Source organism: Oryzifoliimicrobium ureilyticum (assembly GCF_037199735.1).
Taxonomy (GTDB): domain Bacteria; phylum Pseudomonadota; class Alphaproteobacteria; order Rhizobiales; family Rhizobiaceae; genus Rhizobium; species Rhizobium ureilyticus.
Window position 1 is genome coordinate 71,668 of record NZ_JBBBVQ010000012.1, and the last position, 25,218, is coordinate 96,885.

The window sequence follows — 25,218 nt, forward strand, 5'->3', positions numbered from 1 at the left end:
TGTCCAGCGTGACTAAGATCGACGGCGTTCTGATTGCCGCCTATCGCAAGACGAAAGGGCTGATCACTGATCGTGAAGGCGAAACTCCAACATGATGTTTCGCTGCAAGAAGGAATTATTGTCATCGGAAACGATGATCACATGCGTTGATCCGTCATCGGCCTGAAAAACATCGAGGCCTTCCATGTTGTCGATTTCGTAGTGCGAGTCGGCCGTCATCAAGATCTTGCCGTCAACGACCGCGCCAGGACGGATCGATGCCTGGTCGATCAGACGCAATTGCATGCCGACTCCCGCCAGGAGACTGAAGCGACGCTCGAGCAACAAAAGGTCGCCATTCGGCAGAAAAGTACCGTCGGTCGGATCGAAATCGCCTTTCCTGACGACAGAGAAGCGCCCCTTCAAGGGTCCATCGAGAACAGCCGCACAAAGCTCACCGTCCCTATCGAAGCTCTCTTCGCAAACGGCGACCGGAGAGCCGCGCAAAGGGCTGTCGACTGGCGCAACTGCCAGCGTTTCCAGCCCCTTGTTTTTCTTCATTTGCCGATTGGGGATAGGGAACGGCAGCGTTGCGATCGAGCGAGACATCTCGAAATCAGACGCTGGATAGGCTTCAATGCGGTGCTTTCCTTCAAAGGACACAAGAATGCGCCCGTCATCGACGGCAAGGCCTTCGGCATCCATCGGCCCTTTAGCGTTGAAGACTCTCCCGGCACGGTCTCGCATTGCGGTAATGCGCACCTCGTTGATCCCGCTCAGCATGCCTTTTCCGTCACGCTCGATAACGCCGGTCATCCAGTGCCCGGTATCGAGGACGCCGATGAAGCGGGCATGATCGGGTCTCAAGCGGATTGACGACAGCGATCCGAACAGGCTGTTCGGAGAACTCATCTCAATGCCGCCAAGAAATTCCAAGGGCCCAAACCGGGTCTCCGACGATCCCATCTTGAACTGGCTGATCAACCTGCTTTGCACATCGATCTTGTCAGGAACGGGATCAGCCGCGATGGCTGTGGCAGCCGTCAAAAGGCCTGCCATCAGCGCAAAGCGCATCCTCTTCAAAATCCCCATACGTTAGGTTTCGCAATCAGCCGGCACGACGAAGCCGCCCACGAGGCTGGGAGGCCTGATCCTCGAAAAGAGATGCAAGCTGTTCCGTCATCGCGCCCGCCAGCTCGTCCGCATCTACGATGGTGACGGCGCGGCGATAGTAACGGGTAACGTCGTGACCAATGCCGATGGCAAGAAGTTCAACCGGTGAACGCAACTCGATCTGGTCGATCACGGCGCGCAAATGCCGCTCGAGATAATTGCCGGGATTGACCGACAGCGTCGAATCGTCGACCGGCGCCCCATCGGAAATCATCATCAGAATCCGTCGCTGTTCACGGCGTGCGAGAAGGCGATTATGCGCCCAGATCAGAGCCTCTCCGTCGATGTTTTCCTTGAGCAGCCCTTCTCTCATCATCAAGCCGAGGTTCGAGCGGGCGCGTCGCCATGGCTCATCGGCAGACTTGTAAATGATGTGACGCAGGTCATTAAGACGCCCGGGCGTCTGCGGCTTGCCGCTGCCAAGCCAGGCTTCACGCGCCTGACCGCCCTTCCACGCCTTGGTGGTAAAGCCGAGGATCTCAACCTTGACGCCGCAGCGCTCGAGCGTGCGCGCCAGAATATCGGCACAGGTGGCGGCAACCGTAATCGGCCTGCCGCGCATTGAACCGGAATTATCGATTAACAGCGTGACAACCGTATCCCGGAACTGCGTATCCCGCTCCATTTTAAAGGAGAGCGGCTGCATGGGATCGAGAATGATACGCTGAAGGCGCGCCGTATCGAGATAACCCTCCTCGAGATCGAAGTCCCAGGAGCGGTTTTGTTGCGCCATAAGGCGGCGCTGCAGGCGGTTCGCAAGACGACCGACCGCACCTTGCAAATGCGACAACTGCTTATCGAGAAACGCACGAAGGCGTTCGAGCTCGGTCACGTCACACAGTTCTTGAGCGGTGACGATCTCGTCAAATTCCTCCGTAAAGATCTTGTAATCGACTTTCTCGTTGAAATCGTCGAAGGGCGTGGCCGGTCGCCGGGTCTCGCCAGGGGTTTCGGACTGGTCCTCCCCCTCTTCCATCATATCGTCGTCGGAGATCTCGGCGCCTTCGGTCTCGCCGTCTTCCAGCTCTTCGTCGGAATTTTCGCTGTCTTCAACGGGAGCCGTATCGGAGCCGGCATCCTCTTCAACCTGATCCTGGCTTTCTTCCTGACCTTCAGGCTGGTTTTCCTGGTCGGAATCCTCGTTATTGTCGAGGTCGTTCTGATCCTCGCCGTACTGCTCGGCCATTTCCATGGCAGTCAGCATGTTACGCACGATCTTCGAAAAAGCCTGCTGGTCATTGATGACATCAGACAGATTGTTGAAATCGGTTCCGGCTTTCTCCTCGATGAAGGAGCGCCAGAGGTCGAGAACCTTGCCGGCAGACGCGGGCGGCTTTTCCCCCGTCAGCTTTTCGCGCACCATCATTGCCATGGCTTCGCCGATGGGGGCATCTTCCTGGCGCTCGACCCCTGAGAAATTCGCCTTGGAGTATTTCTCTTCGGTCATCGAACGCAGGTTGGCGGCAACGCCATCCATTCTGAGCGCACCAATCGATTCGACACGCGCCTGCTCGACGGCATCGAAAACCACGCGCGCATCGGCGCCTTCGGGCGCCATGGAGGCATGCACCCTTTCGTCATGGCAGGCCAGGCGCAGGGCCATGGAATCGCCAAGGCCGCGCGTAACAGCGACCTCGTGAGCCGTCGGCTTGCGCGACAGTTCCGGCAGACGGATGCGTTCGCCCGTCATACCGGGGCGTTCGTTGGCGAAGGTTACCTCGACCTCGCGTTCACCGGCAACGGATCGTACGCAGCCGGCGATGGCCCGACGCAAGGGCTCCGCGTCGGCAGGGGTTCCGGTCTTGGCTTTCGAATTGTCACCGCGAGATGCCATGATTGATCGGCCTTATGCCTCCAGCACGATATTGGCTGCGCTTTCCTTCAACTCGACGCCGAAGGCGCGCTGATAGTGTTCGGCCACCAGCGGCCGCTCGAGTTCGTCGCATTTGTTGAGGAAGGTGACGCGGAAGCCGAAAGCGACGTCGCCGAAGATTTCCGCATTTTCAGCCCAGGTGATAACCGTACGCGGGCTCATGACGGTCGAAAGGTCGCCGTTCATGAAGGCAGCGCGCGTCAGATCGGCAACGCGCACCATCTTTGAAATGGTATCGCGACCGTTCTTGTCACGACCGAAGCTCTTCACCTTGGCAGCGACAATATTCACCTCGTGCTCGTGCGGCAGATAGTTCAAGGTGGTCACGATAGACCAGCGGTCCATCTGCGCCTGGTTAATCTGCTGCGTGCCGTGATAGAGGCCGGTCGTATCGCCGAGACCAATCGTATTGGCGGTCGCGAACAGACGGAAGGCCGGGTGCGGACGGATAACGCGGCTTTGGTCGAGCAATGTCAGTCGGCCCGACGATTCCAGCACGCGCTGAATGACGAACATCACATCCGGCCGACCGGCATCATACTCGTCGAAGACAAGCGCGATGTTGTGCTGGTAGGCCCAAGGAAGAATGCCGTCCTTGAATTCAGTGACCTGCAGCCCCTCTTTTACGACGATGGCGTCCTTGCCGACGAGGTCGATACGGCTGACATGGCTATCGAGGTTGATACGAACGCAAGGCCAGTTAAGACGCGCTGCCACCTGCTCGACATGCGATGATTTACCGGTACCGTGGTAGCCGGAGATCATCACGCGTCGGTTATGGGCAAATCCGGCCAGGATCGCGAGCGTCGTCTCCCTGTCGAAAAGATAGTCCGGATCGAGATCAGGCACATGCGCCCCGCCTCTGCTGAAGGCCGGAACACGAATGTCGGAATCAATGCCGAAGACCTCCCGCACGGAAACGGTTGTGTCGGGAATTTCGGGAATATCAAGTTCGATCTTGCTCATCATGTCTCCAAGGCGGGCAAAGACACCCGGCCATTTTATCTCAGCCACCGGCACCCAGCTTAAAACGGATGCTGCAGCGCCCATTCATTTCGAAGGTCGCGATGCTTCTCCGGGACTGAAAAGAAACTTCGTTGAGGAGAAAACCGTCCCACGAAGCACTGGCGGAAGTCCCGGACAAGAAACGCCACATCCGGAAGAAGGACCGAGCGCTTGGGCGCACGCAAAAGGGATTTGCGGTTCACCCGCCGCCACGGCCAACCGGGACCATACCCGATTGAAACCGAAGAGCAAGGACGGCTTTCAACAAAAACCGTTCTGCTTCAACAATTGATAAGCCTGCACGACGGCGCGAAACCGCTCCTCGGAGCCGCGGTCGCCGCCATTGGCGTCGGGGTGATGTTTCTTCACCAATTCCTTATATTTGGATTTGATCTCGCTGGACGTCGCATTCGCTCCAAGACCCATTGTATCGAATGCCTTGGCCTCCAGCGTCTTAAGCTTACGCTGCTCGGGAAAACGCGGGCCCCGCGACTTGTTGCCTTGTACGAAACCGAATGGATCGCGGACCCTGTTATAGGCTCCAGACCGAATATCGGCCTGAATAGGGCTACTCTTCGCAGAGCCGTTGACACCAACCGTCCAGGTCGGCCTGTGCCCGGTGATCGCTTCCTTCTGGTAGCGCGCGATTTCACTGTCCGAAAGGCCGGAGAAATAATTGTAGCCCTTGTTGTAATCCTTCACATGCTCGAAGCAGAAAAGGAAGAACTGGCCCTCCGCGTTACGGCCCACCGGCGCACGGTGAACACCCGGCTTGTCACAGCCGTCCCACTGACATGTTGGCGCGGACGGCGGCTCCTCGACGGGGCGTCGGCGGCGTGTGCGGATACGATCGAAGTATTTTGAATCAAGTCCCATGATAGTGCTCATTATGGGGTGCCCGGATCACCACAACAAGAATTGACAAACACGAATCTTGCTGGCTTTTTGGGAGCCCTTTTTCAAATGCCAATCGAGACGAAATGGCCAATCTGCAACAGCGTATCGAAACCAAGCTGACCGCCGCCTTCGCGCCGGAGCGCTTGGCTGTGATCAACGAGAGCCATCTGCACGCCGGCCATCATCCCGACATGACCGGCGCGGGCGAAACACATATGCGTGTGCGCATTATATCCTCTCAGTTCAACGGCATGAGCCGGCTGGCAAGACACCGGGCCGTCACCGAGCTCTTAAGGGAAGAACTCGATGCGGGGCTGCATGCTCTGGCAATTGAGCCTGCTGCACCGGGCGAATCTGTTCGCTGGTAGGCAAGCGCGATTTTCTTTTCATCCTGTAACGAAGCCGAGCTTGAAAATCGACCTGCGGTAAATTGACCGTATCGACATATTGGTTTTCTGATTGGAGGGCCGGATCTTGCGGAAGGTGCTCAGCTCTAACGACATGAAACCGTCCTTCCGGTTACAGACTTCATATGGTGCAAAAGCCCGACTTCGCAAGATCTTCAGGCGATCAGCAACGCTGTCCCGTAAAGGCCAAAGCCGAAAACCGTATGACCGATAAGGTTGAGGAGGCGAACCTTGTTTGGGTTGGGCGTTTTCGATGCAGCCCAACCTATTCCCAGTCCCGGCTGCAGCAAGAACCATCCGAAAGCCACCGTTACCAAACCGAATATCCAGGCCGGCAGAAAACGCGGCATGTCCAACCAGCCCTCACCCATCATCAAGACGAAGGCAATCCCGTAAATAATGCCGACGGCATAATGGCCGATCCATCCCAGAACCAACTCGTGGTCGTAGGGTTCGGCCAGTCCGATGTCGGTATGAAACACCTTGCCTTTCCCGAGATGGCGGAACCAGCGGCCGATTGGCGCCCAGTTAGGGGAATTTTCCTTTACAGCGACGGCATAGAGGAAAGCCCAGATGTCCATCAAAATGGTTGCACCCGCGCCGATCAAGGCGCCTTTGAGAATGATAGCAAGCACTTCAAACCGCCTTTGTAGGTGTGATTGACGTCGGCCCCGCGGCTTCCTCTTCCGCAGGCCTGATCCGCAATCGAGTGATTCGATTTTTTTCCCGCTTCATGACGATGAAGCGCTTTCCGTAAAAGGTGAAGGCTTGGCGCTCTTCCGGGATCGTCATCGATTCGTGGATGACAAGGCCCGCAATCGTCGTCGCCTCGTCGTCCGGAAGACGCCAATCGAGCGCGCGATTGAGATCGCGTATCGGGACGGATCCGTCGACAACGACCGAGCCGTCGGCCTCCTGGCGAACGCCCTGAATGTCGATATCATGTTCGTCGGAAATGTCGCCGACGATCTCCTCCAGAATATCCTCAAGCGTCACGATGCCCTGAACTTCGCCATACTCGTCTACCACGACTGCAAAGTGCTGCTTCCTGCGCAGGAAGGCGTTGAGCTGGTCGACAAGCTTGGTGCTATCGGGCACGAACCAAGGTTTTTGGGTAATCTTGACGATGTCGATCTGATCGGCACGGGCATCCGGTTCGGCCAATGCCCGCAGGAGATCCTTAGAATGGATGATGCCGATGATATTGTCGGTCGAACCGCGCCATACCGGCAATCGCGTATAAGGGCTGTCGAGGATCGAGCGGACCGCGACCTCAGGCGGATCACCGGCATTGACGGCGCGCATAGCCGTACGGTGGATCATGATATCGGAGACTTCGAGCTCGCCGAGATCGAGCAATCCGCCGAGGCGATCTCGATCCGCCTTGATGACCGAGCCTTCCCGATGCAAAAGATCGACAGCGCCCCTCAATTCCTCATGCGCCGTCAGCATGGACGTCTCGCGCGACAAATTGATGCCGAAAAGCCCTAGGATCCAGCGCACCAGCATGTTGACGCCGGATGAGATCGGCCCCACGACGGCCACGAACAGTTTGACGGCGAAGGCTGTGTTGAGTGCAAAGCGTTCTGGCGTGGAGATCGCCCAGCTTTTCGGCAACACTTCGGCAAACACCACCAGAACGACGGTCATGGCCAATGTGGCAAAGGCAACGCCGGAGGGTCCGAACATGCCTAGCAACACGCTTGTCGCGATCGACGAAGACAAAATGTTGGCGAGGTTGTTGCCAATGAGCAGCGCCCCGATCAAGCGATCCCTGCGTTCGATCAGGGATGCCACGAGACCGGCCCTCGCCTCACCGCTTGCCTCAAGAGTGTGAATGCGGCTGCGAGAAACCGCCGTCAGCGCGGTTTCCGAACCGGAAAAGAAGCCTGAAATCGACACAAGCGCCAGGATGGACAGAATTTCCGGCCAGTAGATTTCCAAAAAGGCCAGGGTACCGTCGAGGCTCATTGCGGATGCTTTTCCTTCAGGAAAGTGAGAACCTCGGACTGCGGAACATCATCGGCCACGAAGGACCGCCCGATTCCGCGTGTGAGAATGAATGTCAGTTTACCACCCTTGACCTTCTTGTCCTGGGCGATCGCTTCCATCAAATGCTCGGCGGGCGGCAAGGCGCCGGGAATATCGGCAATGCGCGTCGGCAGACCGACAGCCTTCAGGTGAGCCTCGACGCGCTGCGCATCGTCGGGGCTGGCAAGATTGAATCGAGCAGAAAACTCATGCGCCAACACCATGCCGATCGCAACGCCCTCGCCATGAACCAGACGGCTTCCGTCATAGGCCGTTGCAGCCTCTAGCACATGGCCGAAGGTATGTCCGAGATTGAGAAGCGCACGCTGGCCGTTCTCGCGCTCGTCGGCAACGACCACTTCCGCCTTGGCGCGGCAACTCGTGGCAATTGCCTGGATGCGAGCCTCGCCACCTGAAAAAACCTGACGCCAATTTTCTTCCAGCCAGGAAAAGAACTCCGGCCGGTCGATCAATCCATATTTGGCGACCTCGGCGTAGCCGGCACGAAATTCACGCGGAGAAAGCGTGTCCAGCACGTTGGTATCGGCCACCACCAGGTCTGGCTGATGGAAGACACCGACGAGGTTCTTGCCGTGCCGGGTATTGATGCCAGTCTTGCCGCCCACTGAAGAATCCACTTGCGCAAGCAGGGAGGTCGGCACCTGGACGAAACGAACGCCGCGGCGAACGATCCCCGCGGCAAAACCCGTCAGATCGCCGATAACGCCGCCGCCGAGCGCGATCACGGCATCATTGCGCTCGATGCGCGCGCCCAACACCTCGTCGCATACCGTCATCAGATGCTCGAAGCTCTTGGTCTTTTCTCCCGCCGGAAGCGTAACGATCGCCGACGCGATCCCGGCAGCCTCAAGGCTCGCCCGCACGACATCCATGTAGATCGGCCCAACATGCTCATCGGTGACGATGGCAGCTTTGCGGCCTTTCAGGCGACGGGCAATTTCGGCGCCCAGGCCGGCAATCAGGCCTGGCCCGATCAGAATGTCGTAAGCCCGCTCGCCAAGCGGAACATGAACGGTCTGCGAATGAGCGGCATCATTGAGGGCCATCATGATTTCGTACTTTCACCATGCACTTTGATCAGAGCCTGCAAAACCTCTTCAGCAATAATGTCCTTGCGCGCATCGCGCGACACGACCGTCATGTCGGCCTGCGCATAGATGGGATAGCGTGCATCCATGAGATTCTGCAGCGTTTGTTTCGGGTTTTCGGTCTTCAGCAGCGGCCGAGTATCACGCTTCTTGACGCGTTCCCAAAGCACGTCGAGATCAGCCTTCAGCCAGATGGAGAGGCCGCCGCGCTTGATATGGCGCCGGCTTCGCTCATTGATGAAAGCGCCGCCACCAACTGAAACGACCCGCGGGCCGGCTTTCAGGAGGCGCTTGATGACCCTGGATTCCAGCGCACGAAACTCGTCTTCGCCATAGCTTGCAAAGAGTTCCGTGATCGTCATGCGCGAGACGCGCTCTATTTCGGTATCGCTGTCGACGAAAGGAATATTGAGTTGCTGAGCGACCAGCCGGCCAATAACGGACTTGCCTGCCCCCATCAGCCCGACGAAGACCAGATTGCGCGGTCCAAGCGCGGCGAGCGCCCGATCCTTCAGACTTTCGGCAACTGGGGTAATCGTCTCGCTCATATCGTCCATTCATCTTTTGTTTGCAAAGGGTATCGACAAATGAGCGGTAAGCGTCAAGCCGGTGACAGCCAAAGATCAGCGGGAAACAGTATCTTGCACGGGCAAAACAGCGTCTTCATATAAAGAGCAGATTCGCAGGAGTAATTAGATGCCGACCCTCATTCGCTTCCTGACGATCCTCGTGGTGCTTGCAGGGGCCGTGTGGGGAGCGATGTGGGCACTTGCGACCTTTGTGGAACCGCAAGAGCGCGATATCACTATCCGCGTGCCGGCCGAACGACTAAACCCGCAGCCTCCGTCAAAAGGAGAGAAGTGATGGGCCATGCGTGACAGGGGCCGCCTGCAAGTCGAAGCCTTCTTGGAAATGCTGAGCGCAGAACGCGGCGCCGCCGACAATACGCTGCAGTCCTATCAGCGCGATCTGGACGACATGGCGGATTTTCTTAATGAGAAGAGCGTCGCCATCGTCGAGGCCGCCTCCTCGGACCTGGCCGATTACCTTGGCGATCTTGTCGCCCGGGGCTTTGCCCCGACGTCGCAAGCACGTCGTCTGGCCGCCATGCGCCAGTTTTACAAGTTTCTCTATGCCGAGGGAGTGCGCGGCGATGATCCGACCGGGATCCTCGATGCGCCGCGAAAATCACGCCCCTTGCCCAAGACCCTTGGCACAGACGATGTCACGCGCCTGCTGACGCAGGCGGAAGCGGAAGCGGCGGATCCCTCGCCAGGCCAATTCCAGCGCCTGCGAATGTTGGCGCTTCTCGAACTTCTGTACGCCACCGGTATGCGCGTGAGCGAACTCGTCACCTTGCCGCTGCGTACGCTGGATACGAAAGGCCGTTTCCTTCTCATCAAGGGGAAAGGAAACAAGGAACGGATGGTGCCGCTGTCGCGATCGGCAAGCGCTGCGATGGAAAGTTACGGTAAGGCTCTGGCGCAGGAGTTGGAAAAGGGACGCGTCGACAAGGATAGCCCCTGGCTCTTCCCGGCAGCCTCCAAAGAGGGACATCTGCCGCGACAGGTTTTTGCCCGCGAGCTGAAAAACCTGGCCATCAGGGCGGGTGTGCCGCCCTCCACAATCTCGCCACATGTCATGCGCCATGCCTTTGCGAGCCATCTTCTTGCCAATGGCGCGGACCTGCGCGCCGTACAAGAATTGCTTGGCCATTCAGACATTTCGACCACGCAAATCTACACACACGTGCTGGAGGAAAGGCTTCAGGCACTGGTGCAAAACCATCACCCCCTTGCAAAACAGCAAAAAAAGCACGAATAGGACCGGCAGCGCGAGACTTGCCGGCGAAAAATGCCACCAGATGACCGGGCAAAAGGAACGGAAACGCACCTCATGCACAATTACCTCGATTTCGAAAAGCCGATCTCCGATCTGGAAGGAAAGATCATCGACCTGAAAAAGCTGGCGTCGGAAGACGAGAGCATCGACACGTCGGACGAGATCGCACGCCTCGAGGTTCGCGTACGCGAAGCCATGGTGGACATCTATTCGAAACTCAATCCCTGGCAGAAAACACAGGTCGCACGTCATCCGCAGCGTCCGCACTTCATCGATTATGCCGCCAGGCTCTTCGAAGAATTCACGCCGCTTGCCGGAGACCGCAAGTTTGCCGAAGATGCCGCGATACAGACAGGCCTTGGCCGCTTTCGCGGCCAGCCGGTGGCTATCATCGGCCAGGAAAAGGGCAATGATACCAAAAGCCGCCTGAAACATAATTTCGGCAGTGCCCGTCCGGAAGGCTATCGCAAGGCGATCCGCATCCTGGAGATGGCAGATCGCTTTGGCCTGCCGGTGATCACACTGGTAGATACGGCCGGCGCTTACCCTGGCATCGGCGCTGAAGAGCGCGGCCAAGCAGAGGCGATCGCGCGCTCCACCGAAATGTGCTTGAAGGTCAAGGTTCCGATCATCTCCGTCATCATCGGCGAAGGCGGCTCCGGTGGTGCAATTGCCATTGCGACCGGCAATCGCGTCTATATGCTCGAACATTCCGTCTACAGCGTTATCTCGCCGGAAGGCGCTGCCTCCATTCTATGGCGCGATTCCACTCGCGCCAAGGAAGCGGCCGCCAACATGAAGATCACCGCCGAGGACCTCAAAACTTTCGGCATCATCGACGGCATTATCCCTGAGCCGCTTGGCGGCGCGCATCGCGATCCAGACAGCGTCATTTCGGCGACCGGTGACGTCATTGCCGGGGCACTCGCTGAGCTGACGCCACAGCCGGGCGAGAAGCTCTTGAACGATCGGCGTCAGAAGTTCCTGTCTATGGGACGCAATCTCTGATTCCGACCAGCGACGGCATGACTTTATTCGGGCGTAATCATCTGATGTTGATGGGCGCCTTGCTTGTCAGGCAGGGGCGATACCGCAGATGCGCAGGGCGCGAAAGCCAGACAACGCAGGCAGGGCATAATTAACACGGACTTCGGCGCTTGCAGGGATGAGGCCGAAGCGTGTAAACCTTGTAAGAAATCGTCAACCATAGACGATTAAGGTTTCGGCCGAAGGCCGGTTCTCACGTACCAGGTCGTATTTTTTGTCGGGCGGGTTTGATGCGATTACGCTATCTAGCATATGTGTCCCTTGTAGCCTTGGCTCTGACCGGCTGCAACGATACGTTGGAAACAGCCTCGAAAATTGATTTGTCGACGGTCAAGAACAAGGTCGAGCAACCGCTTCCCGACCGCATCCTTCAGCAGATCAGCGCCAAGGGAATGGATCGCAATTCGCCGATCATGATCCGCATCTTCAAGGAAGAAGGCGTGATGGAGATCTGGAAAGCGAAGCGGGATAACCGGTTCGACAAGATCGCCGATTATAAGATCTGCGCCTGGTCAGGACGGCTTGGCCCTAAGGTCAAGGAAGGCGATCGTCAGGCACCGGAAGGCTTCTATAATCTCAGCCGGACCAATCTCAATCCGAATTCGAAATATTATCTGGCGATCAATACCGGCTTCCCGAACAAGTATGATGCAGCCAACGGCCGCACCGGCCGCGATCTCATGATCCACGGCGCATGCTCCTCGTCTGGCTGCTATTCGATGACAGACGAGCAGGTTCTGGAAATCTATGCTTTCGCGCGCGATGCGTTCCGTGGTGGCCAGACCAGCATTCAGTTGCAGGCCTTCCCATTCCGCATGACGGCGGAAAACATGTTCAAGCACCGCCTGAGCCCGAATATCGACTTCTGGAATATGCTGAAGGTCGGTTACGATAATTTCGAGGTGACGAAACGCCCGCCGGAGGTCGAAGTCTGCGAGAAGAAATATGTCTTCAATCAGCAGACGGAAAATGGCGCCGGGTTTAACGCGGCGGGCAAGTGCCCGGCCATGTCGAGCCCTGCGCAGTTGACAGCGGCACTGGCAGCCTACGAAAAAAACTACAAGCTCGACTACGAGAAGGCGTCGCGCAAGTTTGATGGCATGGCTTGGTATGATCCGTCCGAAGCCGAGCGCAAGGCGGTTGTCGCCAAGCAGCGCAAGGGCCATGACCTTGCTTATGCACCGACCGGCACCTCTCTCGAGGCAGGCAAGATGGTCAAGGTCGCCGATCTTGAATCCATGGTCGCGAACCAGACGGCAAACACCTTGGCCCGCGGAACGGCAGCATCGTCAACGCCACAGCCAACGACGACCGCCTCCACTCCGGTAGCAGCGCCGCAGGCAACGACCTCTGTCGCACTGGCAACACCTACACCGTCATCCGTGCCGGTCCCGACACCGAACCCGCTTGCTTTTGCGCCGACACCGCCTGAGGAGACGGCTGACGCCGATGCTAAAAAGCCGTTCTGGAAATTCTGGTCAAAGAACTGATCGGGTGCAGGCAATTGCCGAATGCGATCTCAAGGGGCTGAAATGCCCTTTGCCCGCATTGAAGACGCGCAAACGTCTTAAAAGTCTGGTATCAGGCGCCGTCTTGCGCGTCGAAACGACAGATCCCCTGGCTGGGATCGACATTCCACACCTTTGCCAGCAAGACGGTCACCAGCTCCTGTCCAGCGAGCGCACGGCCAACGGTCATGTCTTTATGATCCAAAAAGGATCAATGGCGGGGACTTGATCTAAAAGCGCATGCCCGGTACTGCGAGCGGGTTGTCTTCCAGCGCCGTTCTGTCCGGCGCATCGACGCGCGGGCGACCCAGGAAGGCGTCGAAGAGGCCGCGGACGAAATCTTCGGGTAGATCGCGCGTGATGATCACCATCCGCGTGCGGCGATCCGAGCCATCGGGCCAGGCCGGAAGCCGTCTGGGCGGATGAAAGATCGACTGAACGCCATGCAGGACGAGCGGGCGATCCGGCTTGTCGGATGTGGCGACGATCGCTTTCATGCGCAGCAGTTTTTCACCATGCGCCGACCGCAGAAGATCGATGAACATTTCGATGGCGGCGGGATCGATCGGCTTGTCCTCAACAATCGAAAACGAGCGGATCGCTTCGTCATGTCGGTTCACATCATGATGATGGTGCGTGTGATCGTGATGGCCATGATCATGGTGGTGGTGATCATGATCATGCGCATGACCATGATCACCTGTTTCTGCCTGAAGCCAGCGTGACACGTCGGCAATTTTCGTGGTGGGATCATAAAGCCCGTTGATCAAGATAGCGGCTGTCCCAGTGGCACTTGCGTCAGCATCGCTCAGCGGCGCGCGTGGATTGAGTGAACGCAACCTTGCTTCCAGTCTTTCGACCTCGCCTGGCGTCGAGAGCGTTTTCTTTGACAGGATCAGGCGATCGGCCACCGCAACCTGACGGCGCGCTTCTTCATGATGATCGAGCGTCGAAATACCGTTGACGGCATCGACGACGGTGACGACGCTGTCGAGTTCGAAATTGTTGGCAATAACAGGGTTTCCCATCACCGCTTGCATCACCGGCGCCGGATCCGCAAGACCGGTTGTCTCTACCACCACACGGCTGAGGGTGCGGCTGCGCCCCGTCTGGATGGCGTCCATCAGATTGGCAAGCGTATCGACAAGTTCGCCGCGTACCGTGCAGCACAGGCAACCATCGGACAATTCGATGATTGAATCGCTGGAGCTCTGTACCAGGAGATGATCGATGCCGACATCACCGAATTCATTGATGATAATCGCAGCATCCCGCATGGCGGTGTCTTTGAGAATCCGGTTGAGCAAAGTCGATTTGCCTGCACCGAGAAACCCCGTGAGGATGGTGACCGGTATGCGAGTGGAAGCAACGGACATAAGCGTTCCCGATTAAGGTTGCATGCCTGTGCTTAATCCACAGGCACGTCTGTCTCCGCACATTAGAATGACGCAGGTCGCGGCAGCGGCACCGGCACATTGGCGACGAGGCCGGCCTCCGCAGCCGCTTTTGGCGCATTATCGGGTGCCGGTGGTTCTTGACCTGGAATGAGGCCGGCAAAAACGAAGTTCGGCTCATGGTCGCGCTCGTGAATATAGGGCGACTGGGTCTTCATTCGCCCGACTTCGTCGCGGGTTTCGCTGCGGACCTTCGCACCCTTTGCGCTGCAGATATCGGCAGAAATGTCTGCAACATCTGCCTGCCCAGGTGCATCCGGCTTCAAGCTGCCGAGCGTCTCATTGCCGCTTGGCACCGAAACAAAACCCTTTTGCAGAAGATCCGCCGATCTGTCCGCGCGCGCCGCAAGGCTGTCCGTGCCAAGAACAACGGAAACGAGCGTGCGTCCATTGCGGGTTGCCGAACTGACCTGATTGAACCCCGAAGCACAGATAAATCCGGTCTTCATGCCGTCCGCACCATCGAAGCGGCCGATCAGCACATTGATAGCCGGGATATCCTGCTTTCCGGTGGTGATGCCCTCCAGCGAGAAATAGCCGGCATACTGAGGAAAGTCACGCCGCAGCGCGACGGCCAGAATGGCAAGGTCTCGTGCGGTCGTATATTGGCCCTTGCCGGGCAAGCCGTTCGGATTGATGAAGCGAGAATCGTTCATCCCGAGCTTATGAGCTTCTTCGTTCATCTTGGTAACGAAGGCTTCCTGCGTGCCTCCGACCGCTTCAGCTACAGCGACGGCGACATCATTTGCCGATTTCACGATGAGGATCTTGATCGCACTGTCGAGGGTGAGCTTCTGGCCAGGCTTGAAGAACATCTTTGCCGGCGGCTGCGAGGTTGCCCTCTTGCTCATCGTGATCGGCGTTTCAAGCGTGATCTTGCCGCTGCGAACAGCATCGAACGCAGTGTAGATCGTCAAAAGCTTTGTCAGTGACGCCGGATACCATTTATGAAAGGCATCCTGATGATCGAGAACCCGCCCGGTCTGGACATCGACGAGGATGAAAGGGCTGGCAAAGGCTTGCGCCGCTGTCGCAAAAGTGAAGGTGATGGCTGCTATCGCTGCCGCGAGCGGCCGCCAGGCGACAAACGGACGATGAATGCGTATCGACAAGGTTTACCTACGATATCTTGGAAAATTCGTTAACGCGTCCCCTATGTATCCTATATGGCGATGACATGGCAAAGCCTCTCGGTTAAGTATTTTCACCAGACGTTTCATCAGCGCAGGAAGCGAATATGCCGATCTTGAACAGAGCAGCAGAACTTCAGGACGAGGTTGCAGAGTGGCGCCGCCACATTCATGCCCGGCCGGAACTGCTCTTCGACGTCGAAGAAACGGCGGCCTTCGTCGTGGAAAAACTGAAGTCCTTCGGAGTAGACGACGTGGTGACGGGCCTCGGTCGTACCGGCGTCGTCGGCATTATCAAAGGGAAGGCAGACAACGGCCGGACCATCGGATTGCGTGCGGATATGGACGCCCTTCCGATGACGGAAATCACAGGAAAACCATATGCTTCCAAGACCCCGGGCAAAATGCATGCCTGCGGCCACGACGGCCACACGGCCATGCTGCTGGGCGCAGCCAAATATCTGGCTGAGACACGCAATTTCAGCGGAACTGTCGCAGTGATCTTCCAGCCTGCGGAGGAAGGCGGCGGCGGCGGTAATGTCATGGTCCAGGACGGGCTGATGGAACGCTTCGGCATCGATGAAGTCTACGGCATGCACAACATGCCGGGCATCCCGGTCGGGCAATTCGCGGTCCGCGCCGGAGCAATCATGGCGGCTACCGATGAATTTACCGTGATCATCCGCGGCCGCGGCGGTCACGCGGCGACACCCCATCGCACGATCGATCCGATTGCGATCGGGGCACAGATCGTCGCAAACCTGCAGATGATCGCGTCTCGCACGATCGATCCGCTTTCTTCCGTGGTTGTTTCCGTTACCAAGTTCAACGCGGGTTCTGCCCTTAACGTCATTCCCGACGAAGCCACCATTGCCGGGACCATCCGCACGCTTGACGAGTCGGTCCGCCAGACCGCTGAGCAGCGGTTCCGGCAAATCGTGTCGGGTATCGCGGAAAGTCATGGGGCGACAGTGGATATCAATTTCCACAGAAACTATCCGGTCACCGTGAACCATCCCAAGGAAACGGAACATACCATTGCGACTGCCACGGAAATTGCCGGGACGACCAATGTGGATACCGATGTCGCGCCGATGATGGGCGGCGAAGATTTTTCCTACATGCTAAACGCCCGTCCAGGTGCTTTCATTTTCATCGGTAACGGCGAAAGCGCCATGCTCCACAATGCGAAATACGACTTTAACGATGAGGTGATCCCACATGGGATTTCCTACTGGGTGCGTCTTGCCGAAAGCCGGTTGGGCGGCTGAAGAGCCAGGTCGAAGTGCCGCGGCGTTTCAATCGAGCACCGCAAAAGCATCTCTTTAAACACGTCGCGACGCCGCCCAAAGATAGTTGCCCCGCGCCGGAAGCTGAGCTATGAACGGTCCCGCAAATGAGTGTCCACGTAGCTCAGCAGGATAGAGCACAGGATTCCTATGAAATTGGGGGTTGCGTCTGGAAACAACGCAATCGATCTGCTCAAAGTCGGGGAACGCTTCGCTGAACTTTCAGCATGCCAATCCCGAGCCAAGCTCCAGGGAAACCTGGTGAAGGTGTAGAGACTGGATGGGCAGCACCTAAGGGCTTTAAGCCTATGGTGAAGGGACAGTCCAGACCACGAACGCCACCGGCGCAGGCTGAGCGGCGGCGAAAGTCGAAGTGGTATGAATCCTGGGGTCGGAGGTTCGAATCCTCTCGTGGACACCATTTGCGAATTTGTCCATACCGAAGACATAGGTAACATCGTGTACCTAAGACATGGGTGACAGCCTCGTGCCGAACGGGTTGTCGATGGTTTGGAAAGTCCTCTGTTCCAAGTCGATATATCCCAGATCATAGCGCATGAAGCTGACAAGCCAAATGCTGTCATCGACTTCCTTGATGCCGAGCTTCTGGCCTGCCATGACGACTGAGATGTTGATCTTCTTGCGATGCATGCAGATGCGGCCGCAGGAGGTGACCAGCACATCTCTGTCGTGGAACGGATAATCAACTTGCGGCAGGCCCTGGTAGGGTCGGGTCGAGGCGGTGTAGATGTCTTGTGGTGTCCGCATGCTGAGCGCTTCATGCGGTCGTTCCGTATTGAATTCATGAACGAAAGCGTCGAATCGTGCTTGCTGCTGCAGCATGTTCATGCCCGCTGGACGAATGGCTTCCTTCTTCAGTGTGAGGTGCATGCGTTCGTGCCGGCCGTTCTGTTGCGGATGGCCGGGCTTGATACGTTCGATGGCGACGCCGAGCCTGAGCCACCAGACGGAGAGCTTCGAGAGATTGTAGAGGCCGTTTGGGCTTGCGAAGGGCACGCCGTTGTCGCTGCGGATTGCGTTTGGCAAACCGCGCTCGGCAAACAGCCGGCGAAACGCATCGATGACGGGAAGCTCCTTGTTTGACGAGAAGGTTTCACAGGCCAGAAGATAGCGTGACACCTGGTCGGTCACCGTCAATGGGTAACAATACCGCCCGTCTCCCAGCTTGAACTCGCCCTTGAAGGCGACACACCAAAGATCGTTGGGAGCGAGCGCTTGAGACAGATCGGTGCCCTCGGCCTTGTTGCGATAGCGCTTGCGGGCCTGGGCAACCAACCCATGGCGATCAAGAACCGCATGCACCGTGCTGGTCGAGGGGATGCGCATGTCGCCTGCGAGCTTGCGGACGAGCAACTCCCTGATCTTGCGCGCGCCCCAGTGTGGCTTCTCCTTCTTGGAGCCGATGATCATCGCCTCGATCTGATCAGGTAGCTGATTGGCATAGCGCACCGGACGCCGCGAGCGGTCCGTCAGCGCCTCTAGCCCCTCCTGCCTGTAGCGATTGAAGATTTTGTAGCCAGTCTTACGCGATATGCCGAAATCTCGGCACACCTCACTCATCCCTTCGCCCTCCAGCAGCCGGGCGACAAAACGAAGACGTTCTTCCATGACCGAAGTCTATCTCCACGGCATCAACACCTCCCGCAAAAGCGGAAAGTGTTACCCATGTCTCCGGTACAAAATGTCACCTATCTCTCAGGTCGGACAAATGTCCCTAGCAAAAACATGATGACACATTGACCCTGACAGGCAGGTGAAATCCGCTGTTTTGCGGACGTGTTTGTCGTTGTTGCTTTCGCACTGATCCAATGCGTGCGGACATGTCAGCCTTGGCCGGCTCACGCCTCCTCCTTCAAATTCACATCTACCTGATGATTCGTGGACAGTCGCGCGCGATGGAACCGAAAGAAGTCAAGCGCGTTTTTGAAGCGAAGGAGTTATCGCCATGCGCAAGACATTAGCAATCATCGCCCTTGCAACTATCGTCTCTGCCGGAGCCGCCGTCGGTGTCATGGAGCGCAGCTCCGACCCGGTAACGACACAGAAGACCCATCGTATCACGACAAACACGTTCCTGAACGAGCGCTTTGCAGGCTGATCCAAATCCTAGTGGGTCTCTGACCAACTTGAGTTAACGCGGTGACAGACCGATCTGTTACCAGCGAATGTTGTAATCGACCCGTACACTGCCGCTACGGTCGGTAGAAAATGGGTTCGCAACATTAGCGTTCAAATTAAGGTTGGGCGTAATAGCCTGATTGAGCGATAGGCTCGAAGACAGGCTTTGATCATAATCCGAGAAGTTGGCGCCAGCGGTCAGTGATGTTTTCGTCCACGGCTGCGTAAACGTAAGTGACTGCGCTGCAATCATTGCACCAGTCTGTTGCTCACCGCTGTAATCCAGGGACACCGATTTTGTTGAGGCAATGTCCAATGAGTCGGAGAATATCCAAGTCCGAGATCGGCTGAGCATCAAGGCAGCAGACCCCTGTAACGTACTGACACGCATATCGGCCTTGGTTTCGACAGTTTCAGCAAAGCCTTTATCGGATCTTCTCAAGCTCGCCCAAAGCATCGCCTGCTGCGAATCAGGCGGCAATACCTTGCCCTTCACAGCAGAAATTCCGAGATCGAGCCCAGCGCTCGGCTCCCACGTCATCGGGAGCGTGAAACCCATGCTCGTCTTGTAAGACTGGTCTGAAAGCTTCACGGGTCGCCAAATGATAAGGCCTTCCGCATTTGCCGGCGAGCAGATGAAAGTAAGGCATAAGAGGACTGCCGGTTGTCTTAAACAATTCATAGGTTGCCCTGTTTCAGTTTAAACGCCCGTTCCTCCCAACACCGGCGTTGTCTCTAAATTTGGCGCCGCAGCTCATCCAAGATGAAATCGGCTGCGCCCGCTGAAACCTATGCTCAGCCATACCGAGCACAAAAACTCATGCGGAAAAAAGGTCCGCATTTTCTCTGGGCTGGCGGCATAAGAGAGCGTCAAAGCGAGAGCGCTAAAACCAGCTTTCCGCCGAATCGGCTTGGCAGCTGAGGTTCAATAAAGACAAGGGTGTCAGCACGACCGCAGGGTGTAAACCCGCTACAGTTCAAAAAACTGCGAGCAGGCTTTGGCCCTTGCTGCGATGCGAGTTCCCCTATAGAGCCAAGCGATTGACAACAGGAACGGCAAATTCGCGTATGGCGAGCGGCGGCATTGAGCCAAGAAAGTTGAGTGTTTTTGGATCGACCGGATCGATCGGGAAAAACACGCTCGATGTGATCGAGCAGGTCGGCGGCCGGGAATTCTTCGAAGTTCTCGCATTGACTGGTAATAGCAATACCGAACTGCTTGCCGAGCAGGCGAAGGCGAGCGGCGCCAAACTTGCGGTGACCGCCGATGCGGACCGGTATCAGTCGCTAAAAGATGCGCTGTCTGGCAGCGGAATAGCGGTCGCAGCCGGCGAAAGCGGCCTCATGGAAGCTGCGGACCTCGATGCCGAATGGGTCATGGCCGGTATTGTGGGTACGGCCGGGCTTGCGCCGACCCTCGCCGCAGCGCGCAAAGGCGCCGATATTGCGCTTGCAAACAAGGAATGTCTTGTTTCAGCCGGCGAAATCTTTGTTCAGGCAGTCCACGCTGGCGGTGGGCGTCTTATCCCTGTCGACAGCGAACACAGCGCTATCTTCCAGGCTTTGGAAGAAGATCAACGCCACGCGCTTGAGCGAATCATTCTGACGGCATCCGGTGGCCCGTTTCGGACTTGGACGCGCGAAGAGATGGCAGGTGTCACCGTTGAAGTGGCGCGCGCGCACCCCAATTGGTCGATGGGTCTGAAAATTTCCATCGGCAGCGCCTCAATGTTCAACAAGGCACTCGAAATGATCGAGGCAAAGCATCTTTTCGATGTCGAGCCGGACCAGATCGAGGTCATTGTCCACCCGCAATCCATTATTCATTCCATGGTCGGCTACCGCGACGGCTCGGTGCTGGCGCAGCTCGGCGCACCCGATATGCGCACCGCAATCGGCTATGCGCTGACCTATCCGCTACGGCCCAATCTCACCGTAGAGCGACTGGACTTTGCAAAGCTCGCGCGCCTGGACTTCGAAGCGCCGGATACCGAGCGATTTCCAGCCCTTCGTTTGGCGCGCACCGCCCTTGAGCGTGGCGGACTGCAAGGCGCCGTCATGAACGCAGCTGAGGAGACTGCCTTTTCGGCATTTGTGGAAGAGCGCATCACCTTCCTGCAAATGGCCGATATCGTTGAGGCCGTCATGGAAAAGATGACAGGCCACTCTCCTGCGACCAACATTGAAGAGGTTTTTGCAGCAGATGCTGAAGCTCGCAGAAAAGCAGGCGAGCAAATTTCAAAGGTTTCAGCGCGAACTTAAGTCGTTTGCACTAACCGATCAGCCACGCGAGCCCTTCAAGCCTTTCGCGCATCGTCCGAGCGTTCGGGTCGATGCAAGCGTGGAAATCCCGACATCAAACAGGATCGTGTGAGACCGCGGCTCCGCTGATGCTCAGCTGCGGAAACGAGTGCCGATGTTCAGATGCAGCTCACGCCACGTGCCGCGCCAAAGCGCATCGCGACCAGAGCGAGTGCAGCGCATCGACGAGATGTGCAATATCCTCGTCGCTGTGAAGCGGCGTCGGGGTAATGCGCAGGCGCTCGGTCTTCTTTGGCACCGTCGGATAGTTGATCGGCTGCACGTAGATGTTGGAATGATCGAGCAGCAGATCTGAAATCCATTTGCACTTCGCGGCATCGCCGACCATGACTGGCACGATATGGCTAGGATTTGGCATATGTGGGATGCCACACTGGTCGAGAGCCGTCCGCAGTTTTCGAACCCTGTCTTGATGGCGCGCGCGCTCGAACGGGCTTGCCTTCAGGTGGCGGATCGATGCAACCGCGCCAGCTGCCAATGCAGGCGGCAAGGCAGTCGTGAAGATGAAGCCCGACGCGAAAGAGCGGATGAAGTCGCAAAGCGCTGCTGAAGCTGCAATATAGCCGCCCATCACGCCAAAGGCTTTGCCAAGCGTACCTTCGATAATCGTCAGCCGGTCCATCAGGCCTTCTCGTTCGGCGATTCCGCCGCCGCGCGGACCATACATTCCAACCGCATGAACCTCATCAAGATAAGTCATAGCGCCGTATTTGTCGGCAAGATCGCAGATCTCATTGATCGGGGCGATATCGCCATCCATCGAATAGACGGACTCGAAAGCGATCAACTTTGGTGCCTTCAGATCGGCGGCCGCCAGCTTTGCCTCCAGATCATGCACGTCGTTGTGCTTCCAGATCACCCGTTCGCATTTTCCATAACGGATACCCTCGATCATAGAGGCATGATTGAGCGCGTCGGAGAAAATGATGAGGCCAGGGATCTTTGCACCGAGTGTTCCGAGCGTTGCCCAGTTGGACACATAGCCCGAGGTAAAGATCAGCGCTGCGTCCTTGCCATGCAAATCGGCCAGCTCCTGCTCGAGAAGAACGTGGTAATGCGTCGTGCCAGAAATATTCCGGGTGCCTCCCGCACCCGCGCCACAGTGATCGATGGCTTCTTTCATCGCCGCCACGACGTTGGGATTTTCACCCATGCCGAGATAATCGTTGGAGCACCAGACGGTAACTTCTTTCGGCCCCTGGGGTGTATGACGCGTTGCTTTGGGGAAATTTCCACGGTGCCGTTCAAGATCGGCGAAAACGCGGTAGCGGCCTTCGGCGTGCAGGCCTTCGAGCTCGCTTTTGAAAAAAGCTTCAAAATTCATCACATGCTCCAGTGTCACACGCCGTTTTTGCGGATCGTATGACAACACGTCAACCATTAAGACCTCCTTTAACACCAACTGCGTCAATACGCGCGTTTTTTTGAACCATTCCAAACAAAATCAAAAAGCCATCTGCGACTTCGCCATTGTTCTTGGGCGCGAATCAGCCATCTGAGACAGCGCCAAGAATCGGTTGATGAAGAAAATCAACTGGTCTGCAGTGGATTGCACCTTTTTGTGACATAGTTTTAGGGATACGGTTGGGGAAAAAGACAAACCGTAGGGATACCGCGCCACAAGGCGCTTAGCTAGGAGACAGGCATGAAGAAAATATTCGCATTGGTGCTCGTGGGACTTTCGATCGCGAGCTGCACGCCAACAGAACAGGGTGCCGGTATCGGCGCGGCAACTGGCGGTATCATTGGCGGCGCTGTAACGGGCAATGTTCGTGGCGCAGCAGTCGGCGCAGCGATCGGCGGTCTTTCGGGCGCGGTGATCGGTAAGGTCTCCGAGCAGCCGGGCCAGTGCTATTATCGCGATCGGTACGGTCGCCGCTATGTTGATCAATGCCCGTCGGGCCGTTACTAAGAGCTTTGTGATTGCGATGGATGCCCCCGGCCGGACCGGGGGTGTCTTCTGGGAAGGGACATGAAGCTCACCATACCGGCTAAATGATTTCGCCGGGATTTGCCGCTTACGGGCGCCGACGGCTGGGCAACGTCAAATATATAACCATGCGGCGGGATGGAAAAACTGAAGCACAGCCCGAGTAGAGTTGTTGGTCAACGGGCAACCTCCTTATTGGTTATCGCAGTGACAGCTGCGGTCTCTCCTGTGTTGATTCCGCAAGCGCACGCCTTCAAGCTTTTCGGCATCACAATTTTTGGCAGTGACAAAGACAACGACCCGCAAATTCCCGATCCCGTTCATTATGATGTCACAGTCACCACTGAAGGAGACGACAAGGATCTGAAGAAGACGATGGAGGGCGCGTCTCTCCTGGAGGCAGATAAGAAACGGCCAGTATCCGGGGATCTTGGCGTCGTCGTCAAGGCACGCGACGACCGCGATCGGCTTATTGCAACGCTTTATGAACAAGCGCGTTATGGCGGCGTCGTGACGATCCTGATCGATGGTCGCAACCTTGATTCTCTTCCGCCAAATCCAGTTTTTGACCGCTCCAAGCCCATCAAGGTCGATGTCAACATTGCGCCCGGCCCAGTTTTTCACGTCGATGAAGTCCAGCTTGGCGGCGATGCAGCCAAACGCAACCCTGCTGATTACGGCCTGAAGGCCGGCGCAGAGGCAGGCTCTCTCGTCATCATCAAGGCCGGTGACAAACTGGTGGAAGACACGAAGGCGGAAGGTCGTCCGCTGGCCAAGCTGACGAAACGCGAGGTTATCGCCAACCACGATACCAATACCGTGAATGTGGTGCTTTCGGTCGAAGGCGGTCCGGTCGCGCCAATCGGAAACGTTGCGGTGACAGGCGAAAAGACTGTCCGCCCGACCTTTATCCAGCGCTATTCCCGCATCAATAGGGGCGATCAGTACTCGCCTGAGCAGTTGAAGAAGGCAAGCGAGCGTTTGCGCCAGCTCGGCGTGTTCTCGAGCGTTGCCATTCACCAGGCCGACACGCTCGCCCCTGATGGCACCGTACCGATGACCATCGAAGTTTCAGAGGCCAAACTGCGCTACTTTGGCGTCGGCGCTCAATATTCGACAACGGATGGGATCGGCCTCAACGGCTATTGGGGTCATCGCAACCTGTTCGGCGGCGCCGAAGGGTTGCGCATCGAAGGCACGGTCTCTCGCCTCGGCGAAAACGACATCGGCAATCTCGACTATTCGGCGGGCATCACTTTTACGAAACCTGGCGCCTTCTTCCCCGCGGCAACGCTGAAAGCCAGCATCCTGGCAAAAACGGAAAATCCCGATGCCTATAAGGCTTCTCTGATTACCGCCGGCGTTGGCCTCTCATACGAACTGAGCGACTATGACACAGTTTCAGGCGGCGCAGAGGCGAGCTACGAAAAAGACAATGATGCGTTCGGCAAGAACACCTATCTGACGTTCGCGCTACCACTTACCTACGACCACGATGTCCGGGACAACAAGCTTGATCCCACCAGCGGTTATCGCGCAACGGCAAAACTGACGCCTAGCTACGAGGCCTATAACGGCACCATCTACAGCGCGGTTGAAGGCTCGATTACGGGCTACCTGGGCCTTGGCGCCGAAGATCGTGTCGTTCTGGCCGCAAAGCTTGCCGGAGGAACGTTGGTGGGCGGCGACGACATCGGCTCGATCGCCGCCACCCGCCGTTTTTTTGCCGGCGGCGGCGGTTCGGTGCGCGGCTATGGCTACCAGGAAATATCACCGCGCAATGCCGCAGGCGATGAGACGGGAGGGCAATCCTACGCCACCGCCTCGTTCGAAGCACGGTTGAAGGTTACGGATACGATCGGAATCGTGCCCTTCTTCGATATTGGGACGGTTGCAGCCGATATCGTTCCCGATTTCGGCGATATCCGCGCTGGGGCAGGGATCGGCGTGCGCTATGCAACGCCATTCGGCCCGCTTCGGCTCGACTTTGCCGTGCCCTTGAACAAATATGAGGGCGGCACCCAATATGGAATTTATGCCGGCATCGGCCAATCGTTCTGATAACGCTTAGCATTTGCGTCGA

General features: G+C 57.2%; 24 protein-coding genes. 11 read left to right on the top strand and 13 right to left on the bottom strand.

Annotation, left to right across the window (positions count from 1 at the left end; genetic code table 11):
* Nucleotides 1-63 precede the first annotated feature (63 nt).
* The 4 genes from VQ830_RS16880 to VQ830_RS16895 form a co-directional block, all read right to left on the bottom strand.
* Nucleotides 64-1,038, bottom strand: coding sequence for an esterase-like activity of phytase family protein (locus VQ830_RS16880; RefSeq protein ID WP_337269308.1), 975 nt, complete (start codon nucleotides 1,036-1,038; stop codon nucleotides 64-66).
* A 49-nt stretch (nucleotides 1,039-1,087) separates the two neighbouring features.
* Nucleotides 1,088-2,986 carry a cobaltochelatase subunit CobT gene (gene cobT, locus VQ830_RS16885; protein WP_337269309.1) on the bottom strand — a complete coding sequence of 633 codons (1,899 nt, stop codon included), beginning with the start codon at nucleotides 2,984-2,986 and terminating at the stop codon, nucleotides 1,088-1,090.
* Between the two features lie 12 nt (nucleotides 2,987-2,998).
* Nucleotides 2,999-3,991 (bottom strand): cobaltochelatase subunit CobS, encoded by a 993-nt coding sequence (gene cobS / locus VQ830_RS16890; protein WP_337269310.1) that lies wholly within the window; start codon nucleotides 3,989-3,991, stop codon nucleotides 2,999-3,001.
* Between the two features lie 300 nt (nucleotides 3,992-4,291).
* On the bottom strand, nucleotides 4,292-4,906 hold the full coding sequence (locus tag VQ830_RS16895; RefSeq protein WP_337269311.1) for a J domain-containing protein: 615 nt from the start codon (nucleotides 4,904-4,906) through the stop codon (nucleotides 4,292-4,294).
* Nucleotides 4,907-5,010: 104 nt separating this feature from the next.
* On the opposite strand from VQ830_RS16895, the gene VQ830_RS16900 reads away from it, so the two are divergent.
* Nucleotides 5,011-5,295, top strand: a complete 285-nt coding sequence (locus tag VQ830_RS16900; protein WP_337269312.1) for a BolA family protein — start codon at nucleotides 5,011-5,013, stop codon at nucleotides 5,293-5,295.
* Between the two features lie 194 nt (nucleotides 5,296-5,489).
* Here the strand turns inward: VQ830_RS16900 and VQ830_RS16905 are convergent, their stop codons facing one another.
* From VQ830_RS16905 to VQ830_RS16920, 4 genes are read right to left on the bottom strand one after another with little or no spacing between them, the layout of a single operon-like run.
* Nucleotides 5,490-5,969: a DUF2938 domain-containing protein gene (locus VQ830_RS16905; protein WP_337269313.1), complete on the bottom strand. Its 480-nt coding sequence runs from the start codon at nucleotides 5,967-5,969 to the stop codon at nucleotides 5,490-5,492.
* 1 nt (nucleotide 5,970) lies between these two features.
* Nucleotides 5,971-7,305 (bottom strand): HlyC/CorC family transporter, encoded by a 1,335-nt coding sequence (locus VQ830_RS16910; protein ID WP_337269314.1) that lies wholly within the window; start codon nucleotides 7,303-7,305, stop codon nucleotides 5,971-5,973.
* The gene (gene aroB / locus VQ830_RS16915) at nucleotides 7,302-8,435 is read right to left on the bottom strand and encodes a 3-dehydroquinate synthase (protein ID WP_337269315.1); all 1,134 of its coding nucleotides are present in this window, start codon (nucleotides 8,433-8,435) and stop codon (nucleotides 7,302-7,304) included. The genes VQ830_RS16910 and aroB overlap by 4 nt, the downstream gene beginning before the upstream one ends.
* Entirely contained in the window at nucleotides 8,432-9,022 is a 591-nt protein-coding gene (locus VQ830_RS16920) for a shikimate kinase (RefSeq protein ID WP_337269316.1), read from the bottom strand. Before VQ830_RS16920 ends, aroB begins: the two co-directional genes overlap by 4 nt.
* Before the next feature lie 148 nt (nucleotides 9,023-9,170).
* Here VQ830_RS16920 and VQ830_RS16925 point away from each other — a divergent pair, with 148 nt between their 5' ends.
* The 5 genes from VQ830_RS16925 to VQ830_RS16945 all read left to right on the top strand — a co-directional run bounded on the left by VQ830_RS16925 (nucleotide 9,171) and on the right by VQ830_RS16945 (nucleotide 13,100).
* Entirely contained in the window at nucleotides 9,171-9,338 is a 168-nt protein-coding gene (locus VQ830_RS16925; RefSeq protein ID WP_337269317.1) for a hypothetical protein, read from the top strand.
* Nucleotides 9,339-9,344: 6 nt separating this feature from the next.
* Nucleotides 9,345-10,298, top strand: coding sequence for a site-specific tyrosine recombinase XerD (xerD, locus tag VQ830_RS16930; protein WP_337269318.1), 954 nt, complete (start codon nucleotides 9,345-9,347; stop codon nucleotides 10,296-10,298).
* Nucleotides 10,299-10,370: 72 nt separating this feature from the next.
* The gene (locus tag VQ830_RS16935; RefSeq protein ID WP_337269319.1) at nucleotides 10,371-11,324 is read left to right on the top strand and encodes an acetyl-CoA carboxylase carboxyltransferase subunit alpha; all 954 of its coding nucleotides are present in this window, start codon (nucleotides 10,371-10,373) and stop codon (nucleotides 11,322-11,324) included.
* Between the two features lie 269 nt (nucleotides 11,325-11,593).
* Complete coding sequence (locus VQ830_RS16940) at nucleotides 11,594-12,853, top strand: L,D-transpeptidase family protein (protein WP_337269320.1); 1,260 nt, start codon at nucleotides 11,594-11,596, stop codon at nucleotides 12,851-12,853.
* A 13-nt stretch (nucleotides 12,854-12,866) separates the two neighbouring features.
* Nucleotides 12,867-13,100, top strand: coding sequence for a sulfurtransferase TusA family protein (locus tag VQ830_RS16945; RefSeq protein ID WP_438618119.1), 234 nt, complete (start codon nucleotides 12,867-12,869; stop codon nucleotides 13,098-13,100).
* A 1-nt stretch (nucleotide 13,101) separates the two neighbouring features.
* Here VQ830_RS16945 and VQ830_RS16950 read toward each other — a convergent pair whose 3' ends face one another.
* Nucleotides 13,102-14,247 carry a CobW family GTP-binding protein gene (locus VQ830_RS16950; protein ID WP_337269322.1) on the bottom strand — a complete coding sequence of 382 codons (1,146 nt, stop codon included), beginning with the start codon at nucleotides 14,245-14,247 and terminating at the stop codon, nucleotides 13,102-13,104.
* Nucleotides 14,248-14,309: 62 nt separating this feature from the next.
* Entirely contained in the window at nucleotides 14,310-15,437 is a 1,128-nt protein-coding gene (locus VQ830_RS16955) for a D-alanyl-D-alanine carboxypeptidase family protein (protein WP_438618087.1), read from the bottom strand.
* A gap of 125 nt (nucleotides 15,438-15,562) precedes the next feature.
* On the opposite strand from VQ830_RS16955, the gene VQ830_RS16960 reads away from it, so the two are divergent.
* Nucleotides 15,563-16,726: a M20 aminoacylase family protein gene (locus VQ830_RS16960; protein WP_337269323.1), complete on the top strand. Its 1,164-nt coding sequence runs from the start codon at nucleotides 15,563-15,565 to the stop codon at nucleotides 16,724-16,726.
* A gap of 483 nt (nucleotides 16,727-17,209) precedes the next feature.
* Here the strand turns inward: VQ830_RS16960 and VQ830_RS16965 are convergent, their stop codons facing one another.
* Nucleotides 17,210-18,373, bottom strand: coding sequence for an integrase core domain-containing protein (locus tag VQ830_RS16965; protein WP_337269324.1), 1,164 nt, complete (start codon nucleotides 18,371-18,373; stop codon nucleotides 17,210-17,212).
* Nucleotides 18,374-18,710: 337 nt separating this feature from the next.
* Between VQ830_RS16965 and VQ830_RS16970 the strand changes: the two genes are divergently transcribed.
* Nucleotides 18,711-18,863, top strand: coding sequence for a hypothetical protein (locus VQ830_RS16970; RefSeq protein ID WP_337269325.1), 153 nt, complete (start codon nucleotides 18,711-18,713; stop codon nucleotides 18,861-18,863).
* 57 nt (nucleotides 18,864-18,920) lie between these two features.
* On the opposite strand, the gene VQ830_RS16975 is transcribed toward VQ830_RS16970, so the two are convergent.
* Nucleotides 18,921-19,379, bottom strand: a complete 459-nt coding sequence (locus VQ830_RS16975; RefSeq protein WP_337269326.1) for a hypothetical protein — start codon at nucleotides 19,377-19,379, stop codon at nucleotides 18,921-18,923.
* A 572-nt stretch (nucleotides 19,380-19,951) separates the two neighbouring features.
* Here VQ830_RS16975 and dxr point away from each other — a divergent pair.
* The gene (gene dxr / locus VQ830_RS16980; protein ID WP_337269411.1) at nucleotides 19,952-21,145 is read left to right on the top strand and encodes a 1-deoxy-D-xylulose-5-phosphate reductoisomerase; all 1,194 of its coding nucleotides are present in this window, start codon (nucleotides 19,952-19,954) and stop codon (nucleotides 21,143-21,145) included.
* A 169-nt stretch (nucleotides 21,146-21,314) separates the two neighbouring features.
* On the opposite strand, the gene hemA is transcribed toward dxr, so the two are convergent.
* On the bottom strand, nucleotides 21,315-22,529 hold the full coding sequence (hemA, locus tag VQ830_RS16985) for a 5-aminolevulinate synthase (protein WP_337269412.1): 1,215 nt from the start codon (nucleotides 22,527-22,529) through the stop codon (nucleotides 21,315-21,317).
* A gap of 321 nt (nucleotides 22,530-22,850) precedes the next feature.
* On the opposite strand from hemA, the gene VQ830_RS16990 reads away from it, so the two are divergent.
* The gene (locus tag VQ830_RS16990; protein WP_337269327.1) at nucleotides 22,851-23,117 is read left to right on the top strand and encodes a YMGG-like glycine zipper-containing protein; all 267 of its coding nucleotides are present in this window, start codon (nucleotides 22,851-22,853) and stop codon (nucleotides 23,115-23,117) included.
* A 156-nt stretch (nucleotides 23,118-23,273) separates the two neighbouring features.
* Complete coding sequence (locus VQ830_RS16995) at nucleotides 23,274-25,196, top strand: autotransporter assembly complex protein TamA (RefSeq protein WP_337269328.1); 1,923 nt, start codon at nucleotides 23,274-23,276, stop codon at nucleotides 25,194-25,196.
* Nucleotides 25,197-25,218 lie beyond the last annotated feature (22 nt).

What these genes read in the sequence shown, in the direction of transcription:
- VQ830_RS16910 (WP_337269314.1), bottom strand. Translation starts at nt 7,305, where the DNA reads ATGAGCCTCGACGGTACCCTGGCCTTTTTGGAAATCTACTGGCCGGAA.
- VQ830_RS16925 (WP_337269317.1), top strand. Translation starts at nt 9,171, where the DNA reads ATGCCGACCCTCATTCGCTTCCTGACGATCCTCGTGGTGCTTGCAGGG.
- VQ830_RS16970 (WP_337269325.1), top strand. Translation starts at nt 18,711, where the DNA reads ATGCGCAAGACATTAGCAATCATCGCCCTTGCAACTATCGTCTCTGCC.
- VQ830_RS16960 (WP_337269323.1), top strand. Translation starts at nt 15,563, where the DNA reads ATGCCGATCTTGAACAGAGCAGCAGAACTTCAGGACGAGGTTGCAGAG.
- cobT (WP_337269309.1), bottom strand. Translation starts at nt 2,986, where the DNA reads ATGGCATCTCGCGGTGACAATTCGAAAGCCAAGACCGGAACCCCTGCC.
- VQ830_RS16920 (WP_337269316.1), bottom strand. Translation starts at nt 9,022, where the DNA reads ATGAGCGAGACGATTACCCCAGTTGCCGAAAGTCTGAAGGATCGGGCG.
- VQ830_RS16950 (WP_337269322.1), bottom strand. Translation starts at nt 14,247, where the DNA reads ATGTCCGTTGCTTCCACTCGCATACCGGTCACCATCCTCACGGGGTTT.
- aroB (WP_337269315.1), bottom strand. Translation starts at nt 8,435, where the DNA reads ATGATGGCCCTCAATGATGCCGCTCATTCGCAGACCGTTCATGTTCCG.
- VQ830_RS16880 (WP_337269308.1), bottom strand. Translation starts at nt 1,038, where the DNA reads ATGGCAGGCCTTTTGACGGCTGCCACAGCCATCGCGGCTGATCCCGTT.
- VQ830_RS16990 (WP_337269327.1), top strand. Translation starts at nt 22,851, where the DNA reads ATGAAGAAAATATTCGCATTGGTGCTCGTGGGACTTTCGATCGCGAGC.
- VQ830_RS16895 (WP_337269311.1), bottom strand. Translation starts at nt 4,906, where the DNA reads ATGGGACTTGATTCAAAATACTTCGATCGTATCCGCACACGCCGCCGA.
- xerD (WP_337269318.1), top strand. Translation starts at nt 9,345, where the DNA reads ATGCGTGACAGGGGCCGCCTGCAAGTCGAAGCCTTCTTGGAAATGCTG.
- cobS (WP_337269310.1), bottom strand. Translation starts at nt 3,991, where the DNA reads ATGAGCAAGATCGAACTTGATATTCCCGAAATTCCCGACACAACCGTT.
- VQ830_RS16935 (WP_337269319.1), top strand. Translation starts at nt 10,371, where the DNA reads ATGCACAATTACCTCGATTTCGAAAAGCCGATCTCCGATCTGGAAGGA.
- dxr (WP_337269411.1), top strand. Translation starts at nt 19,952, where the DNA reads ATGGCGAGCGGCGGCATTGAGCCAAGAAAGTTGAGTGTTTTTGGATCG.
- VQ830_RS16940 (WP_337269320.1), top strand. Translation starts at nt 11,594, where the DNA reads ATGCGATTACGCTATCTAGCATATGTGTCCCTTGTAGCCTTGGCTCTG.
- VQ830_RS16965 (WP_337269324.1), bottom strand. Translation starts at nt 18,373, where the DNA reads ATGGAAGAACGTCTTCGTTTTGTCGCCCGGCTGCTGGAGGGCGAAGGG.
- hemA (WP_337269412.1), bottom strand. Translation starts at nt 22,529, where the DNA reads ATGAATTTTGAAGCTTTTTTCAAAAGCGAGCTCGAAGGCCTGCACGCC.
- VQ830_RS16900 (WP_337269312.1), top strand. Translation starts at nt 5,011, where the DNA reads ATGGCCAATCTGCAACAGCGTATCGAAACCAAGCTGACCGCCGCCTTC.
- VQ830_RS16995 (WP_337269328.1), top strand. Translation starts at nt 23,274, where the DNA reads ATGGAAAAACTGAAGCACAGCCCGAGTAGAGTTGTTGGTCAACGGGCA.